Annotated in this window: 12 protein-coding genes; 4 read left to right on the top strand and 8 right to left on the bottom strand. The window is 61.7% G+C overall.

Translation table 11 applies throughout. The annotated features are described in order from the left end of the window. The first annotated feature begins 24 nt into the window (after positions 1-24). Positions 25-531, top strand: a complete 507-nt coding sequence (locus PQQ95_RS27760; protein ID WP_408443243.1) for a hypothetical protein — start codon at positions 25-27, stop codon at positions 529-531. A 112-nt stretch (positions 532-643) separates the two neighbouring features. Here PQQ95_RS27760 and PQQ95_RS27765 read toward each other — a convergent pair whose 3' ends face one another. The 5 genes from PQQ95_RS27765 to ppa all read right to left on the bottom strand — a co-directional run bounded on the left by PQQ95_RS27765 (position 644) and on the right by ppa (position 7822). Further along, a complete protein-coding gene (locus PQQ95_RS27765) occupies positions 644-2077 on the bottom strand; it encodes an ATP-binding protein (RefSeq protein WP_408443246.1) in 1434 nt (477 codons plus the stop codon). An 85-nt stretch (positions 2078-2162) separates the two neighbouring features. After that, positions 2163-2987 (bottom strand): alpha/beta fold hydrolase, encoded by an 825-nt coding sequence (locus PQQ95_RS27770; protein WP_408443442.1) that lies wholly within the window; start codon positions 2985-2987, stop codon positions 2163-2165. 311 nt (positions 2988-3298) lie between these two features. Further along, positions 3299-3991, bottom strand: coding sequence for a dienelactone hydrolase family protein (locus tag PQQ95_RS27775; protein ID WP_408443445.1), 693 nt, complete (start codon positions 3989-3991; stop codon positions 3299-3301). A gap of 128 nt (positions 3992-4119) precedes the next feature. After that, the gene (locus tag PQQ95_RS27780) at positions 4120-6993 is read right to left on the bottom strand and encodes an ATP-binding protein (RefSeq protein WP_408443248.1); all 2874 of its coding nucleotides are present in this window, start codon (positions 6991-6993) and stop codon (positions 4120-4122) included. Between the two features lie 301 nt (positions 6994-7294). Then, positions 7295-7822 carry an inorganic diphosphatase gene (gene ppa / locus PQQ95_RS27785; protein ID WP_408443250.1) on the bottom strand — a complete coding sequence of 176 codons (528 nt, stop codon included), beginning with the start codon at positions 7820-7822 and terminating at the stop codon, positions 7295-7297. Positions 7823-8083: 261 nt separating this feature from the next. On the opposite strand from ppa, the gene PQQ95_RS27790 reads away from it, so the two are divergent. The 3 genes from PQQ95_RS27790 to PQQ95_RS27800 all read left to right on the top strand — a co-directional run bounded on the left by PQQ95_RS27790 (position 8084) and on the right by PQQ95_RS27800 (position 11765). After that, complete coding sequence (locus PQQ95_RS27790; protein ID WP_408443253.1) at positions 8084-9523, top strand: aldehyde dehydrogenase family protein; 1440 nt, start codon at positions 8084-8086, stop codon at positions 9521-9523. A 79-nt stretch (positions 9524-9602) separates the two neighbouring features. Beyond that, entirely contained in the window at positions 9603-10361 is a 759-nt protein-coding gene (locus PQQ95_RS27795; RefSeq protein ID WP_408443256.1) for an SDR family oxidoreductase, read from the top strand. A gap of 84 nt (positions 10362-10445) precedes the next feature. Continuing rightward, positions 10446-11765, top strand: coding sequence for an MFS transporter (locus PQQ95_RS27800; protein ID WP_408443259.1), 1320 nt, complete (start codon positions 10446-10448; stop codon positions 11763-11765). 221 nt (positions 11766-11986) lie between these two features. Here the strand turns inward: PQQ95_RS27800 and PQQ95_RS27805 are convergent, their stop codons facing one another. From PQQ95_RS27805 to hemC, 3 genes are read right to left on the bottom strand one after another with little or no spacing between them, the layout of a single operon-like run. After that, positions 11987-13177, bottom strand: a complete 1191-nt coding sequence (locus PQQ95_RS27805; RefSeq protein ID WP_408443261.1) for a heme biosynthesis protein HemY — start codon at positions 13175-13177, stop codon at positions 11987-11989. Between the two features lie 2 nt (positions 13178-13179). After that, positions 13180-15198: a fused uroporphyrinogen-III synthase HemD/membrane protein HemX gene (gene hemDX / locus PQQ95_RS27810; RefSeq protein ID WP_408443264.1), complete on the bottom strand. Its 2019-nt coding sequence runs from the start codon at positions 15196-15198 to the stop codon at positions 13180-13182. Continuing rightward, positions 15198-16214, bottom strand: a complete 1017-nt coding sequence (hemC, locus tag PQQ95_RS27815) for a hydroxymethylbilane synthase (RefSeq protein WP_408443267.1) — start codon at positions 16212-16214, stop codon at positions 15198-15200. Before hemC ends, hemDX begins: the two co-directional genes overlap by 1 nt. Between the last annotated feature and the right edge of the window lie 73 nt (positions 16215-16287).

Consider the following 16287-nt stretch of genomic DNA (forward strand, 5'->3'; position numbering starts at 1 on the left):
CAAACCGTTAAATAAAGGATTCCTATGTTAGGCCTAACCACATTGGGCGTTTTTCACACGCTGATCAGTCTGATAGCGCTTGTTGCCGGCTTCGCCTCGTTCGTCAGATTTAAATGTATTCGAACGCAGACGCCGCTCGGCATGACCTATCTTGTGACCACCGCCATCACGGCGGCCACGGGCCTTGGAATCTTCGAGCATGGTGGGTTCGGCAAACCGCACGTACTGAGCATTCTGACGCTCATGACGCTTGCGGTAGCGTACGCAGCCGGAAAACTGCATGCGTTTGGCTCTCGATCCAACTTCGTCGAGGTCATCGCCTATACGCTCACCATGCTCTTTCACTTCATTCCGGGCGTGACCGAGACAGGGACCCGCTTCCCCCGTGGCGCACCACTTTTTGCCAATCCCGATGTCGTCGAACTCAAGATTATCGACGGCGCTCTGTTTCTGCTGTTCCTGCTTGTCGCCACGATTCAATATCAGTGGCTGAAGTCTGAGACCATCCGCGTTCCGCGAGCGTCGGTATGAGCGGAGAGGCACTCCCGGCCATGACGCTCGTGAAATGAGGCGTGTTTTTGCGGTCTATCGTCGAAACATTGGGTCGGCTAATCCGACCCAATGTGGTTAAGGCAATGCCGGCTCATGGGCTCACGGACGCTTGACCGCAAACATATTCCACGAACTTCTGCTGCACGGCGCCTTCTTCGCCGTTGTCAACGAGCTTCTGGCGCGCGTAGACCCGACCTGTTTCGAGAAGCCGATATCGCATATAGCCATTTTTCATTTCGGAGACGAGCAGAGATTTGTCCAATAGCGCGCACACTGCACCCATGATCTCCGTCGAATCCTGTTCGTCTTCCGTTGCAATCCGGATGGCGGCTTTGACGTCAAACAAGGCGGGGAAAATGCTGAGCCTTCTGAATACTCGCTGCTGGGAATTGGACAGCAGTGTGTAGCTCCATTCGAAGGCGGCCTTCAAGGTCTGATGCTGGGGCAACGCTGTGCGGTAGCCGCCATTGAGCGTCAGGAGACAATCGTCGAGATACTCGAGAAACTCGCGGATGCCTAAAGTGGCGGCTCGTGTCGCCGCAAGCTCGATAGCAAGCGGCAAGCCATCCAGCCGGCGGCAAATCGCTCCGGCGATCGGGATACTCGATTCCTCGCTTGCAAAGCGTCCGCCCATTGAGCCTGACCGATCTAGAAATAGCTGAACGGCGCTGCTTTTTATCACTTCCGCGTTAGTGTCTGTTGGACGCGGAAGATCCAGCGGTTGCAGTCTGTGAACGACTTCCCCCGGCAAGCGAAGCGGTTCGCGGCTAGTTGCCATCACCCGACACATGGGAGCCAAGGTCAGTATGGTCTGAGCCAGTTGTGCCGCCGCCTCAATGATATGTTCGCAGTTATCAAGCACGACTATCGCATGCGTGTCCCGCAAACGCTTCACTATCCGTTGAAGTGGCGAACCGCTGCGGATCGAGACATTGTCGATGACGTCGGCAACCGTAGCAGAGAGGAACTCCGGTACATTTACCTTTGCCAGTTCAACGAACCAGACCTCTCCGGCGTTGCTGCTCTCAACTCGACGCGCGACTTCTCTTGCGACGGTGGTCTTGCCCACCCCTCCCGGGCCAACCACGCTCACTAACGACGATTCGCTCAAGGCATGCATGAGCTCGTCAACCGCGCCGTCTCGTCCAAAAATGCGCGCCGTACATAAAGACTGTGGTGGCGCTCCCGTAGCGGCTTGTGACAGCGCCGTGACTGACGATAAGACTCGCTGACTGCTCGACTCAGGCGCCAGGCAGTATCCCTGTCCTGGCACCACGCCGAGGCGGTCTGCACGGGGACCAAGCATCTTCCGGATGGCACAGATCTGCACGTAAAGGTTAGCCTCCTCTACAACAGTATCCGGCCAGACACGGCTCATAATCTCGTCTTTCGACACCAGTGCGCCGTTTGCATCCGCTAGCACCTCCAGGAGCTTATAGGCGCGCGACCCCAGCTTGAACGGTTCGTCCGACACCCGTACATGACGCCGGTCCGGCAGCAGTTCGACGTCGCCATAGGTGAGCACAATAGCCTCCGTTTGCCCGTCTCACGGCCGGACGCTGTTCAAGAGATCATGTCGTTATCTGAATGCCTGCAGCGCGCAGAACCGCTCACGTTCTGATGAACGCCAGAAGGTCGGCGTTAATCGTCTCGGCTTCTGTCGTCGGCATGCCGTGCGGGAACCCCTTGTAGGTCTTGAGCGTTCCGTTGCGAAGCAACTTCACGGTCAATGGGGCAGAGTCGGCATAAGGCACAATCTGGTCGTCGTCGCCGTGCATGACCAGGGTCGGCACGGAGATTTTCTTCAGGTCCTCAGTGAAATCAGTCTGCGAGAATGCAACGATTCCATCGTAGTGCGCTTTTGCTCCACCTTGCATCCCCTGACGCCACCAGTTCTGGATCACGCCCTCGGAGATTTTTGCACCCGGCCTGTTGAAGCCGTAGAACGGACCCGCCGGCACATCGCGATAGAACTGCGCACGGTTGTTCGCAACCTGCGCCTGGAATCCGTCGAAGACGTCTTTCGGAAGACCGCCTGGATTTGCTTCCGTTTTGACCATCAATGGTGGCACGGCGGAAATCAATACGGCTTTGGACACGCGGCTCTCGCCGTGGCGCGCGATGTATCTCACGACTTCGCCGCCGCCCGTCGAGTGTCCCACATGAACGGCGTTCTTCAGGTCGAGATGAGCCGTCAATGTAGCCAGGTCGTCGGCGTAATGATCCATGTCGTGACCCACGGCTGTCTGCGTTGACCTGCCGTGGCCACGGCGGTCATGCGCAATCACGCGGAAGCCGTGGTTCAGGAAAAAAGACATTTGCGAGTCCCAATCGTCGGCGCTCAGCGGCCATCCGTGTGAAAAAACGATTGGCTGACCGGTACCCCAGTCCTTGTAGAAAATTTCGACACCATCTTTGGTCCTGACTGTGTTCATGACGCCACCTCCTTGCTGTAAGCCATGTTGTACGGACGCCTTCGCTTCCTGCTGGGAAGCGTGCGCCGCGCGGGAAACCGCGAAGATGGCCGCAATGGACGCGGCCGTCTTGAGAATCTGTCTGCGCGTAGCGCCTGCAACTGATGAGTACTCGTCCTTCATTTCTGTTCCCCTCCGGTAGACAGTGAATTGGCGTGGATTGCATCGACGCGCGTCGACAAAACGAAGAAATTCAGCACAACCGGGCAATCCAGATTAGCGCTGCATGGCTCGACTCAGCCAGGTCAAGGCTGCACCACAGATACACCTCTTCAGTCGCGCGTCCACAAGGTGCGGCCGAGAAACGTAAATGTCCGATCCCACGCTTTTTGCGCCCACACGGGGTCGAACTGTGTGCGGGATATGCGGCCTGGACCCACGGCGGTTTCGTTCGTAAATCCGTGATGAGCGAGATAACGATAGAACTCGACATTCACGCCGGCGTCGCGCAGTCGGTGTTCCAGTTCGTTCACGGTTTCGATGGGAAAAAAGACGTCCTGAACGGCCCAATGTCCAATGACCGGTGCGTGAATTTTTGTCGGGTCAATGTATTCAAGCGGCGGAAAGCCGTAGAACAGAACCCCTGCGGAAAGCGCCGCATGGTGGCACATGGCGAGCAGCGTCAGGGCAGCCCCCATGCAGTAACCCATCCCGGCAATACGGTCCGTTTTTGTTCCGAGGTATTGCAACGCGCCGCCCATATCCTGCGAAGCGACTTCGGCAAAATCGAGGCCATTCATCAGGTGGTGTGCCTCTTCCTCATCAACCGTTATCCGGCCTCTGTACAGGTCCGGGACAAGTGCGAGGTAGCCGGCGCTCGCCAGCCGGTCCGCAACGCCTCGTATCTGATCGTTTAGCCCCCACCACTCCTGCATGACGAGAACGGCAGGCGCATTAGCCGGTTCGGCCGGTTGGGCCAGATAGCCTTCGAGTTCACGTCCGTCCGGCCGCTTGAAACTGACCATCGTTCCTTGGTTTTTCATGAACGCTGCTCCTCTAATGCATGCCGCTCAGGCGGCACGTGCATTCAGACTACCGGGCTGCTGCGTTCATCTCCCCTTGTTTTGCTGAAAAATCCTGAAATCTCCAAGTTTCAGACCGCAGCGTCATTCGCGCGGAACGGAGTTGCATGCGGAACAACAATGGGTTCGAATGGCTTCGGAAGTGCCGCTTCAGGTTGCTCAGGTCCGGTCAACGACTTCACGGTGATGTTCCGAAGCCGTTCGAGGCTACGCTCGCAGCGTGCCTCCCAGGCGATATACCCACGGTGCTGCGCAACTCGAAGCGCCTGCACAAGCATGGTTTCTGCGCGGCTCACCTCATCCGCATCCGGCTGTTCAAGCATGACGTCGGCCTTCGCGCGCAGCAATTCCACCCAGGAGAAGGTGTCATGTATGCAGGTTGCTTTTGCAATTGCCCGGTCGAGCAGCGCAGCCGCCTCGGCCTTCTTCCCGTGCCGGGCCAGCGCGGTGGCGGTTTCCGCAAGAAAGGCGGTCAGTACGACACAATGCTGCGCGTCCCCGATTTCATCGAGCGACGGTGCAATGCTGGCGTCGTACGATTCGACCTGACCGGCGCGCAGGGTGAGCAGGCCGCCCCACATTTCCGCGCGCGCTTTCCATGTGGACACGCCATGCCGGCGGGTCGCATCGGCAAGTGCATGCACCGCGTGTTCGAGTCCGTCGTTGTCGTCGCGCAGCAATGCAGTAGGGCACAAGGCCTCGCTCAGCGCGTAGCAGATTGACGCTGTGTGGCCGAGGGCACGCGCAGCATCAAGTGCCTGCTGCGCCGTCATTGCCGCTTCGTCGAACCGTCCGAGAAAGGCTAATGCCTGCGCGAGAATCGACTGGGTCATGCTGCGCTCGTCATAGAGGAAGCGGATACGCTCTGCACGGTTCGCGCGGCAATCGGGCATCTGGATATGTTCCAGTTCGTCCAGCGCCTCGTTTAGTTGCCCGAGACAAAGATGAGAAATGCCGGAGATTCTCCGTGCCACCATCCGGTCGCCGGGCCAGCGCGACTGCGCGGCCACGTCCGCGAACCGCGATGCCAGTGCAAGCGCCTCGGCATACTTTCCGTTGAGGTATGCATGACTCCAGCACCCCCACAAACCACGCAGTTGATACTCGCAGTCGCCCGCCTGCTCCGCGAGCGCCAGCGCTGTCGCGAATGCTTCGCCGGTCTGGGCGCCCACGCTTTGAAACAACAGGCAGGCCCCTCGCCCTGCGTGCAATTTCATCTCCCATTCGACCAGAGGTACGGATGCGCCGTTGGCAGCAAGGGTTGGGAAAGCGCGCAGCGCTCCCTCAATGCGGCGCAGACATTCCTCGATTAGCGAAAACTGCATCGACGATGCAATACTGACCACAGAAAGCTCGACAGCGATCGCCGTGGTCGCATCACTCGAAAATCCCCAGTCAACCGCCGCCCGCAGGTCGTCCAGATACAGTCCGAAGGTGCGGTTCCAGTCTATTTCCGCCCGTTCAGTGGCGAATTTTTCCGCCGTCCGGAAGACGTCGAGCATGTGCTGGGCGTGACGGGCCAACCACTCGCGGCTCGTGCCGCTTTCGACAAGACGGTCACGTGCGTATGCGCGAATGGTTTCCAGCAGCCGGTAGTGCACGTGTGGAAGGGATGGAACAGCGCACAGGAGCGATTTTTCGACGAGTTCTCCAATCGCCGTCGTCACCTCGTGTTCCGATAGATCGCCGCCGGCAATCATCCGTCGTGCGGAATCGAGCGTGAAGACGCCTGAGAACAGACTGAGCCGGGCCAAAACGGTCTGCAATCCGGGCGGCAAGAGCGCGTACCCCCAATCCACCGTGGCACGCAGGGTCTGCTGCCTGGGAAGTGCAGTCCGTGAACCATTTTTGAGCATCTGAAAGCGGTCGTCGAGCCGGTCAGCGACACCGTGGATACCAAACGCGGCGGTACGTGCTGCCGCGAGTTCGATTGCCAGTGGAATGCCATCCAGCTGTCGGCAGATACGCACGATAAGCGCCAGACAGGGGGCATTTTCGGCGTCCGTTCCGGCAGCCGCACGCTCAAGAAAGAGTTCGATGGCGCCAAAGCGCTCCGCGTCGGGCGCGTCGTCCAGCACAGGCATGTCGAGCGACGGCACACGATAAACGTGCTCGCCGGCAATCCTCAATGCTTCCCGGCTGGTGGCAACGACGGTGGACGCGGGTGTGACCTGCAGCAGCGTTTCAACCAGCTGGGCCGCGCTCTCGACCAGATGCTCGCAATTGTCGACGACGATAAGGAGGCGCCGGTCGCGCAGACTTGGCGCGAGTTTCTCCAGGTCGGGGGTTCCGTCACCCAGCGGGAAACCAAAGGCGGCGGCAACAGTAGCCGGCAAGTATTCTGCTGACGACGTAGCGGCCAGTTCGATCAGCACGATGCCGTCGGCGAAGTCTGGCAGTAGCTGGCGAGCCGCCTCAATTGCAAGGCGCGTTTTGCCGACCCCGCCAGCGCCGACGAGCGTCACGCAGCGGCGGGATAGCACCAGCTTCATGACCTCAGACAACTGCCGGTTGCGGCCAATAAGACGTGACACATGGGCAGGAAGACCTCTTGGGCGAAGAGCAGACGGGCTGTTCCGCGCTGGGCGACCGGTGCTTCCAGAATTCGAAACCGGCGATGACACGACACTCACATCGCCGACGAACTGATACCCTCGCCCCGCAATCGTGCGAACCATGTCCCGGTCGCGATGCAGCGCGCGCCGCAGCAACGATACCTGCGCCTCAAGCGTATTCTCGCCGATGATTCTCCGAGGCCAGACCACCTGCATGATGTGGTCTTTGCTCAGGACCGTGCCGCGCTGCTCGATGAGAAGCAGCAGGAGATCGAATGCCCGGTCCCCAACGTTGACGCGCTGGCCGTCATGAATCACCTCACGATGGCCTGGATCGACGTCCGTTGCACCAAAGCGGTACCGTGCGGCGGTTTCGGGTTGCACTTCCATGGCGGAGCCTTTGGATGAGCTGCGTTTCGAGAAGTTTAGCTATAGAAAACCAGCGCACATAATGCTTCCAACGTTTGCCTCGTTGATGATCTGCGAACGGATTTTTGTCTTACTTAAGAATGCCCTGCTATTTCGAGTGAAATAAACGCCTCGTAAAGAAAAACCAGCGGTACACGCAAGTCCCGCCGCCAATAATCAGTCGAACAAACGCAAAAGGGCAAACCATCATGGCTTGCCCTTTAAAGTCCTACCGAATGCTGCGCGAAGCAAAATCAATCGTTCACTTCGCGATGGCTCTGCTTTACTTCTTGTAGTTCGCCGCGCCTTCCGTGATTTCCTTGTGAGCGGCTTCGATGCCCGCCCAACCGTCGACCTTCACCCACTTGCCCTTCTCGAGCGCCTTGTATTGCTCGAAGAAGTGCTTGATCTGATCTTTCAGGTACGCCGGAACGTCGTCGATGGACTTGAGATCAGCGGTCATCGGGCAGACCTTGTCGTGCGCGACGGCGACCAGCTTGGCGTCGACACCCGATTCGTCGGTCATTTGCAGCATGCCGAGCGCGCGGGCGCGGATGACCGAGCCGGCCAGCAGCGGGAACGGCGTAATCACCAGCACGTCGACCGGATCGCCGTCGCCCGACAGCGTTTGCGGAATGTAGCCGTAATTCGCCGGATAGCGCATGCCCGTGCTGATGAAACGGTCGACGTGGAGCAGGCCCGTTTCCTTGTCAGCTTCGTACTTCACCGGATCGCTTTGCGCCGGGATTTCGATGATGACGTTGAAATCTTGCGGAAGGTCTTTGCCTGAGGGGACGTGATTGAAGCTCATGAGCGCTCTCTGATCAGATGGAATTCGGAACACGGCGGCCGGCGCGCGGGCTCGAACGGCATGAATCGTGAAACTCGCCAGGACGAAGCGCTACGGCCGGACAGTGCGGAATACGTCATTATAGCCAATCGGCCGATGCCACCTTCGGTTGGATCGGCGCGATAATCGTCTGACGTCGCTCGATTGTGCCTCTCGTTTGTGAACACCGCGCATCTGAACCTCGGCTTGAATCACGGCAGCGTGACACCTCAAGGAGCATGCATGGAAGAAGCCCGGCATTTCATCGGCGGCGAATGGTCCGCTGCATCAGGCGGCGAGACCATCGCCGTGCTCGACCCTTCGGACGGCCAGCCGTTCACGCGGCTGGCGCGCGGCACCGCGGCGGATATCGACGCCGCCGTCCACGCCGCCCGCCGCGCCTTCGAAGGTGCATGGGGCGAGGCAAGCGCCGCCGAACGGGGCCGCGTGTTGTACCGGCTCTCGACGCTGGTGGCCGCGCATCAGGAAGAACTCGCCCAACTCGAAGCCCGCGACACCGGCAAGCCGCTCAAACAGGCGCGCGCCGATTCGGCTGCGCTGGCACGCTACTTCGAGTTCTACGCCGGCGCGGCGGACAAGCTGCACGGCGAAACGCTGCCCTATCAGGCCGGCTACACCGTGCTGACGATCCGCGAACCGCATGGCGTGACCGGCCACATCGTGCCCTGGAACTACCCGATGCAGATCTTCGGCCGCAGCGTCGGCGCGGCGCTCGCCACCGGCAATGCGTGCGTCGTCAAACCGGCGGAAGACGCGTGCCTGTCCGTATTGCGCGTCGCCGAACTGGCGGCCGAGGCGGGATTGCCGGCGGGCGCGCTGAATATCGTCACCGGTTACGGGCATGAAGCGGGCGCGGCCCTCGCGCGGCACCCCGGCATCGATCACATTTCCTTCACCGGCTCGCCGGAAACCGGCAAGCTCGTCACGCAGATGGCCGCCGAGAACCACGTGCCGGTCACGCTGGAACTGGGTGGCAAATCGCCGCAAATCGTTTTCGCCGACGCGGATCTCGACGCGGCGTTGCCCGTGCTGGTGTCGGCGATCGTGCAGAACGCCGGGCAAACCTGCTCGGCGGGCAGCCGCGTGCTGATCGACCGGGCCATTTACGAGCCGTTGCTCGACCGGCTGAGCAGCGCGTTCCATGCGCTGCGGGTCGGACCGTCGCATGCCGATCTCGACTGCGGTCCGCTGATCAACGCGAAGCAGCAACAGCGCGTGTGGGACTTCCTCTCCGACGCCCAACACGACGGCATCCCGATGGCGGCTCACGGCGAAGTCATCCCCGAAGCGCCCGAAAGCGGCTTCTATCAGGCGCCCACACTGCTGCGCGATGTGCCCCCAAGCCATCGCCTCGCGCGCGACGAAGTGTTCGGTCCCGTCCTCGCCGCCATGTCGTTCGCCGACGAAGACGAAGCGCTCTCGCTCGCCAACGGCACACCGTATGGCCTCGTCGCGGGTATCTGGACGCGCGACGGTGCCCGGCAGATGCGCCTTGCGCGGCGTCTGCGCTCCGGTCAGGTGTTCATCAACAACTATGGGGCGGGCGGCGGCGTGGAATTGCCGTTCGGCGGCGTGAAGCATTCAGGCCATGGGCGTGAAAAGGGTTTCGAGGCGCTGTATGGCTTCACCGTGTTGAAAACCATCGCCATTCGCCATGGCTAGGCATGGCTGAGTTAATACGGTTGAGTTCGCGGCAAAGTCAGTCAAAGCATCACCTTCCACAACAAACAACGGAGACATCATGCGGTTGACAGGTAAAACGGCCATCGTCACGGGTGGCGGCTCGGGTTTCGGCGAAGGCATCGCGAAGACCTACGCGCGCGAAGGCGCGAACGTGGTGGTCAACGATCTGAACGGTGCGGCGGCCGAACGTGTGGCGAGCGAAATCGCCCTTGCCGGCGGCAAGGCGATCGCGGTGGCCGGCAATGTCGCGCACCGCGACGACTGGCAAAAACTGCGCGAGGCCGCGCTCGAAGACTTCGGCAGCGTACAGATCGTCGTCAATAATGCCGGCACCACGCATCGCAACAAACCGGTGCTCGACGTGACCGAGGCTGAGTTCGACCGCGTCTATGCGGTGAACGTCAAAAGCATCTACTGGAGCGTGCAGGAATTCGTGCCGTATTTCCGCCAGCAAGGCGGCGGCGTTTTCGTCAATATCGCGTCGACGGCCGGCGTGCGGCCGCGGCCGGGCCTCGTCTGGTACAACGGCAGCAAGGGCGCGGTGATCATCGCCAGCAAGTCGCTCGCGGTCGAACTGGGCCCGGACCGCATTCGGGTGAACTGCGTCAATCCCGTGATCGGCGAGACGGCGCTACTGCCGGAATTCATGGGTGTCGAAGATACGCCGGAAAATCGCCAGCGCTTTCTCGCCGGCATTCCGCTCGGGCGCTTCTCGACGCCGCAGGATATCGCCAATGCGGCGCTCTATCTCGCCTCGGACGAGGCCGAGTTCATCACCGGTGTATGTCTCGAAGTGGACGGCGGCCGCTGCGTGTAAACGCCATGCAAGCCAAACCGTCCAGCACGGCTAGAATCGCGATCGAAGCAGGTACTTCATTTCCACAAGAAAAAAGGAGACACCATGGCTAGTCCCGCAAATCCGCTCCACCATCCCGGCGCGGGGGCGCCCCCTTCCACGTTCGAGGAGGCGACCTATCGCAAGGTCACCTGGCGGCTCGCGCCGCTCCTGATGCTCTGCTATGTGGTCGCGTATCTCGACCGCGTCAACGTGGGCTTCGCCAAGCTGCAAATGACCACCGACCTGGGCTTAAGCGACGCGGTCTACGGCTTCGGCGCGGGGATTTTCTTCATCGGCTATTTCATCTTCGAAATTCCGAGCAACGTGATCCTGCACAAAGTCGGCGCACGTGTGTGGATCGCGCGGATCATGGTGTCGTGGGGCGTGATCTCGATGCTGACCATGTTCGTCACCACGCCGGCCATGTTCTACGTGATGCGCTTCCTGCTCGGGCTCGCCGAAGCGGGTTTCTTCCCCGGCATCATCCTGTATCTCACGTACTGGTATCCGGCACACCGCCGCGGCCGCATGACTACCTGGTTCATGACGGCCATCGCGTTGTCCGGCGTGATCGGCGGGCCGGTGTCGGGCTATATCCTGAAGAGCTTCAACGGCATGAACGGCTGGCATGGCTGGCAATGGCTGTTTCTGCTCGAAGGGATCCCGTCGGTGATCGTCGGGATCCTCGTGTTCGTGGTGCTGGACGACCGCATCTCGAAAGCGAAGTGGCTCACCGACGAAGAAAAGCAGATGCTCGCGAGCCACATTTCCGCGGAAGACGCCACCAAGCACGACATGCCGATCCGTCAGGTGCTGACGAGTGGGCGCGTGCTGATGCTGAGCCTCACCTACTTCTCGTTCGTGATGGGTCTGTACGGCGTGAGTTTCTGGCTACCGACCATCATCAAGGCGACCGGTGTCACAGACGCGTTCATGATCGGCCTGCTCTCGGCGATTCCATTTGCGGGCGCGGTGATTGCGATGGTGTTCGTGTCGCGCAGCGCGGACCGCAAGCGCGAGCGGCGCTGGCATATCGCGTTGCCGGCATTCGCGGGCGCGATCGGCCTCGTGCTCTCCGTGGTGTGGGCGCATAACACGGTGCTGGCGATGGCGTCGCTCACGCTCGCGACCATGGGCATCCTGACCACCCTGCCGCTGTTCTGGAGTCTGCCGACAGCGATCCTCGCCGGCACGGGCGCCGCCGCCGGCATCGCGATGATCAATTCAATCGGCAATCTCGCAGGCTTTCTGAGCCCGTACGCGGTCGGCTGGCTGAAGCAGGCGACGGCCGCGAACGACTCCGGCATGTATATGCTGGCGGCGTTCATGATTCTCGGCGGTTTGCTGGCGATTAGCGTGCCGGCGAAGATGGTCAATAAATGACGCGGCTCGCTCCGTGATGTGAGGCAGAAAACGCCGTCAAATGGCGCTCGTCACGAGGCGTGAGCCATGAGTCACGGCGTGCGAGCCCCGGATGACGTTTCATGCAATGCGTGTCACGCGCCACGCCGCCAACGAAAAAGTCCCCGGCATCTATTGAAGCCGGGGACTTTTTTTTATCTACTGCCGCGCCCGATCAAACAAGTGGCGCAGCGATCAAATCATCAAACGATATTCATCGCCAACGCACTCTCGCGATAATGCTCGCTCGCCTTGGCGGAATCGCCGATCTGTTCATGCAAACGCGCCAACGCGCGATGCGAGCGAATTTTCAGCGTCTCGTTATCGGCCAGTTTCAGCGCGCGCTCGAGGAACGATTGCGCTTTGCCCCACAACTGCTGATGCAGGCATAAACGGCCCAACGCGAACATCAGGTCCGCATCTTCCGGGCGGTCCTTCTGCCAGCCTTCCGCCTTCTGGATCAACGGCAACGCATCGCCGCCGGTCGTGTCCGGATAACGGCGCAGCAGACGCGCGTCCCAGTTCTGCGCCAACGCTTCCTCGACGATCCTGCGTGCTTCCTGCGGACGATTCAACGACACCAGCAGTTCGGCAGCGAGATCGGCGAGACGCGGCGAATGGCGTTCAGTCGCCGACAGCGAATTCCACAACTCCAGCAGCGCATCGGCGTTATGACGCCGGTCGCGCAGCAGGTTTTCCGCCGCGAGCTGACGCAAACGCACCGCTACTGCCGGGTGAATCGCTTCGCGCTTTTCCAGCGTTTTGACGAGCTTGAGCACTTCGCCCCAGTTCTTCAATTGCTGTTGCGCGCGCAACGTGATCTGCTGCGCGTGAATGCGCCGTGCGCCTTGCGACTGCATCTCGGTGAGCGCCGCGAGGGCGCCGTCCGCGTCGCGGCCATCGGCGCGCATGTCGGCGGTGGCCATCAGGCGGGCGTCCTGCCAGTCGGCTCCATCGATCTGGGCGAGCCATTCGTCGCGCCGCGCATATTCATGCATGCGATGCGCCGCGGTGGCCGCGATCAAACCGGCCGCGCCCTTGTTGTCGCCATTGGCGAGCGAATCTTTGGCGGCCTTTTCAGCGCGCGAAAAACGCCCGGCGTACAGATTGCCGATCGCGTCACGCAACGCCGCGTGCGCCTTCGCGACGCGCGAGCGCGCACGGTAGGCGGCCACGCGCTGCGGCATGCGCCAGATGTTGCGCACGATGCGCAGCAACGCATACAGCAGGATGAACAGCACCACCAGCCCGACCACGAACAGATTCAGCGAAATGTCGACGCGGTACGGCGGATAGATCAGCAGCACCTGCCCCATGTCGAAGCGTCCAACCACCGCCAGCACCACCGCGATGGCGAACAGCAACGCGAGCCATAGAAGTCCCCGGATTGCCATGATTAACCTCGGCTCCGGTATTGATTGACCGCCTGCAGGCTGGTGTTCAGATTCGGCAGTTCAACCGCGGCCGAACCCGCATCCACCTGCTTGACCAGATCGACCACAGTCTGCGTTTTCTTCGACGTGTTGTCGAAGTAGCGCGTGAGCGCGGCCTGCGCAGCCTGCAAGTCGGACTTCAGCGTGGTCTGGTTGCGCGAGAGCAGCGCGAGCCGCGCCGACAGCAGACGCAGCTTCAGATTCTCACGCACGAAGTAGCCTTGATCGGGCGTGACGAGCATGGCGTCGGCATTGTCGATGCGGCGCACCTGCACGAGGCTCGTGAGTTGCTGGCCGATGCCTGTCGTGACTTCACGCCACCACACTTTCCAGCGCGGCTCGCCGGTGGCCGCGGCCACCTTTGCCGTGTCGGCCCAGGTGGCGGCCTTCGGCGTGGCGTGGGCAATCGGCGCCTCGCCGGAGAGCGGCAAGCTGTCGACCTGATCGATCGCGTTGTCGAGCTTGATCGCCATGCCGGTCAGATCCGTGGAAGGCGCGGCCTTCAGCTTGTCGATGTCTTGCGCGATGGCCTTGCGCACGGTGACGGCCTGCGGGCTATCCGACGCGGCAAGACGCGTGTCCGCACTTTGCAGCGCGAACAGCGCGAGTTGCGTGTTGCCGGTGAGTTGCAGTTGCTGGCTCGCGGCCGACAGCATCTGGCCGACTTCAGCCATGGTCCAGTCGTCGCGATTGCGGGCGAGATCGGTGTATTGCTGTTGCAGCGCCTGCTGCGCGGTTTGCGCATCGGCAAGCTTGCCTTCGAGTTGCGCGACCTGTGAGTCGGACTGATGTACCGTGGCCAGCGCCTGATCGGTCTTGACGCGCAGTTCGTTGGTCTGCGCGTCGTTCGCCTGCTGGCGCTGCACGAGTTGCTGCTCGGTGCGCTCCACCTTGCGATTGAGCGCATAACCGCCCACACCCGCTGCACAAGCAATGATCACGACGACAAACCACAGCAGCGGTCCGCTCGCGCTGCGGCGCTTTTGCGCTTCGTAGGGCGTGAAGGGTGGGTTCGGCGGCAACGCAGTGGTTGCGGCCGGCTGGGGGGAAGCGTTCGTGGATGCGTTCGTTTCAGTCATGCGTGATTTAGCCGGTGAATAAGCCGGGTTGGTCGGTACCGGTTGAACTACGGTCGGCACGGCAGCAAGCAAGGCACGGGCAATGCGATCGTCGCCCGCGCCGGACACCGTAATGCTATCAAAACCCAATGCCCGCGCGGTCTGCGCGATGCGCGGATGCGGCGTGACCAGGGTGGCGTGCTTCAGTTGCGCGATTTCGTCGGCCGTCAGATGCTCTTGCGCGAGTTCGTGCAGATTGCGCACGCCTTCCGAACTGGTGAGCAGCCAGGCGTGCGGTGCGCCGGCAAGCAGCGCATGCACGCGCGCCCAACCGCCGATCGACGGTTCCGGCACTAGGCGGCGATAGGCCGCCACAGTGTCGACTTCCGCGCCGGCTTCGCGCAAGCGATCGGCGAGCCATTCGCGGCCGCCGTCACCGCGCACGATCAGAACGCGCTTGCCTTCGAGCGTGCTCGCGCCGAGCGCCGTATCGACCGCAGCGAACAGGCCTTCGGAATCGAAACGTGCCGTGTCCTCCTCGGGGATGGACGACGGGCTGATGACGTTGTACGCGGGCGCGGCGACACCGTGGCGCGCCAGCGCCTGCACACTGCCCGGCCCGACTACGCCGATCGGCAGCGCGTGCGGCCAGATCGCATCGCTGCGAGCAAACGCATGATCCACCGCGTTGGGCGAGACGAACACCACCAGCGCATAGCGCTCCAGCGAGGCCAGCGCGGCGCGCAACGGCGCGTCGTCGGTGACAGGCGCGATGTCGATCAACGGAAAGTCGAGCACGGCAATGCCCGCCGCCGCAAGTTGCGCGATCAATTCGTTCGACTGACCGGCCGGTCGCGTAATCACGACCGTGAACGCCGCCTTGCCGACGGATGAGGATGCGCTGCCCGGGATATCGGCCGCCATCACGCGCCGGTCGCCGCGCTATCCGGCGCGCCGTCTGCGGACGCTGCCGCGGGACCGCTGGCCGTGCTCAGCGCGCGGACGATGTCCATCGCGCCTTGCTGTTCGAGCGCGTTCGCCACTTCCTGGCCAAGCGCCACAGCCCGTTCGACGGTGGGCGCCGGCGCCGATGCCTGCGCGTTCAGAACACGCTGGCCGTCGGGCGTGGCGACGATGCCGCGCAAATGCAGCGCGCCGTCATGCCAATGTGCATACGCCGCAAGCGGCACTTCGCAACTGCCGCCGAGCGCACGCGAGACCATGCGCTCCGCTTCGACCGCCGCTGCCGTATGTTCGTGATGCAGCGGCGCGAGCCATGCCGCGAGGTCCGCGCGATCGGCGCGAATCTCGATGCCGAGCGCGCCCTGACCGGCTGCGGGCAAGCTGTCTTCGGGATCGAGCAGCGCGCGGATACGCTCGCCGAGACCCAAACGCTTCAAACCGGCCGCCGCCAGAATGATCGCCGCATAGTCGCCGCGATCGAGTTTCGCGAGACGCGTGTCCAGATTGCCGCGCAACGGCTGCACCACGAGGTGCGGGTAACGCATGCGCAGCATGGCCTCGCGGCGCAGGCTGGAAGTGCCGACCACGGCGCCGGCCGGCAGCGCGGCAAGCGAGTCGTAAGCATTGGAGACCAGCGCGTCGCGCGGGTCTTCGCGCTCCATGATGGTGGACAGCGCAAAGCCCGCGGGCAGCTCCATGGGCACGTCTTTGAGCGAGTGCACGGCCAGATCGGCGCGGCCGTCGGCCAGCGCCGCTTCCAGTTCCTTCACGAAGAGGCCCTTCCCCCCCACCTTCGACAAAGTGCGATCGAGAATTTGATCGCCACGTGTCGTCATTCCGAGGATTTTTACGTCACAAGATGGATATAATTTGTGCAGCGCACATCGCACATGCTCCGCCTGCCACATGGCAAGGCGGCTTTCTCGCGACGCAATCACAAGCGTGTGGGGTGGCGTAGAAAACGTCTCGGTGTTCATTAGCTTGCTGATTGAATGACGGGATGTAATAACAATCAATGTTAGCACGCGCCCTTGTGTCGCAAGGCACAGC

Origin of the sequence: Paraburkholderia caffeinilytica (genome assembly GCF_046030355.1) — a bacterium.
In the GTDB taxonomy this organism is placed as follows: domain Bacteria; phylum Pseudomonadota; class Gammaproteobacteria; order Burkholderiales; family Burkholderiaceae; genus Paraburkholderia; species Paraburkholderia caffeinilytica_B.

Coding starts and splice junctions, on each gene's coding strand:
- PQQ95_RS27760 (WP_408443243.1), top strand. CDS start 25: ATGTTAGGCCTAACCACATTGGGCGTTTTTCACACGCTGATCAGTCTG.
- PQQ95_RS27770 (WP_408443442.1), bottom strand. CDS start 2,987: ATGAACACAGTCAGGACCAAAGATGGTGTCGAAATTTTCTACAAGGAC.
- PQQ95_RS27775 (WP_408443445.1), bottom strand. CDS start 3,991: ATGGTCAGTTTCAAGCGGCCGGACGGACGTGAACTCGAAGGCTATCTG.
- PQQ95_RS27780 (WP_408443248.1), bottom strand. CDS start 6,993: ATGGAAGTGCAACCCGAAACCGCCGCACGGTACCGCTTTGGTGCAACG.
- ppa (WP_408443250.1), bottom strand. CDS start 7,822: ATGAGCTTCAATCACGTCCCCTCAGGCAAAGACCTTCCGCAAGATTTC.
- PQQ95_RS27790 (WP_408443253.1), top strand. CDS start 8,084: ATGGAAGAAGCCCGGCATTTCATCGGCGGCGAATGGTCCGCTGCATCA.
- PQQ95_RS27795 (WP_408443256.1), top strand. CDS start 9,603: ATGCGGTTGACAGGTAAAACGGCCATCGTCACGGGTGGCGGCTCGGGT.
- PQQ95_RS27800 (WP_408443259.1), top strand. CDS start 10,446: ATGGCTAGTCCCGCAAATCCGCTCCACCATCCCGGCGCGGGGGCGCCC.
- PQQ95_RS27805 (WP_408443261.1), bottom strand. CDS start 13,177: ATGGCAATCCGGGGACTTCTATGGCTCGCGTTGCTGTTCGCCATCGCG.
- hemDX (WP_408443264.1), bottom strand. CDS start 15,198: ATGGCGGCCGATATCCCGGGCAGCGCATCCTCATCCGTCGGCAAGGCG.
- hemC (WP_408443267.1), bottom strand. CDS start 16,214: ATGAACACCGAGACGTTTTCTACGCCACCCCACACGCTTGTGATTGCG.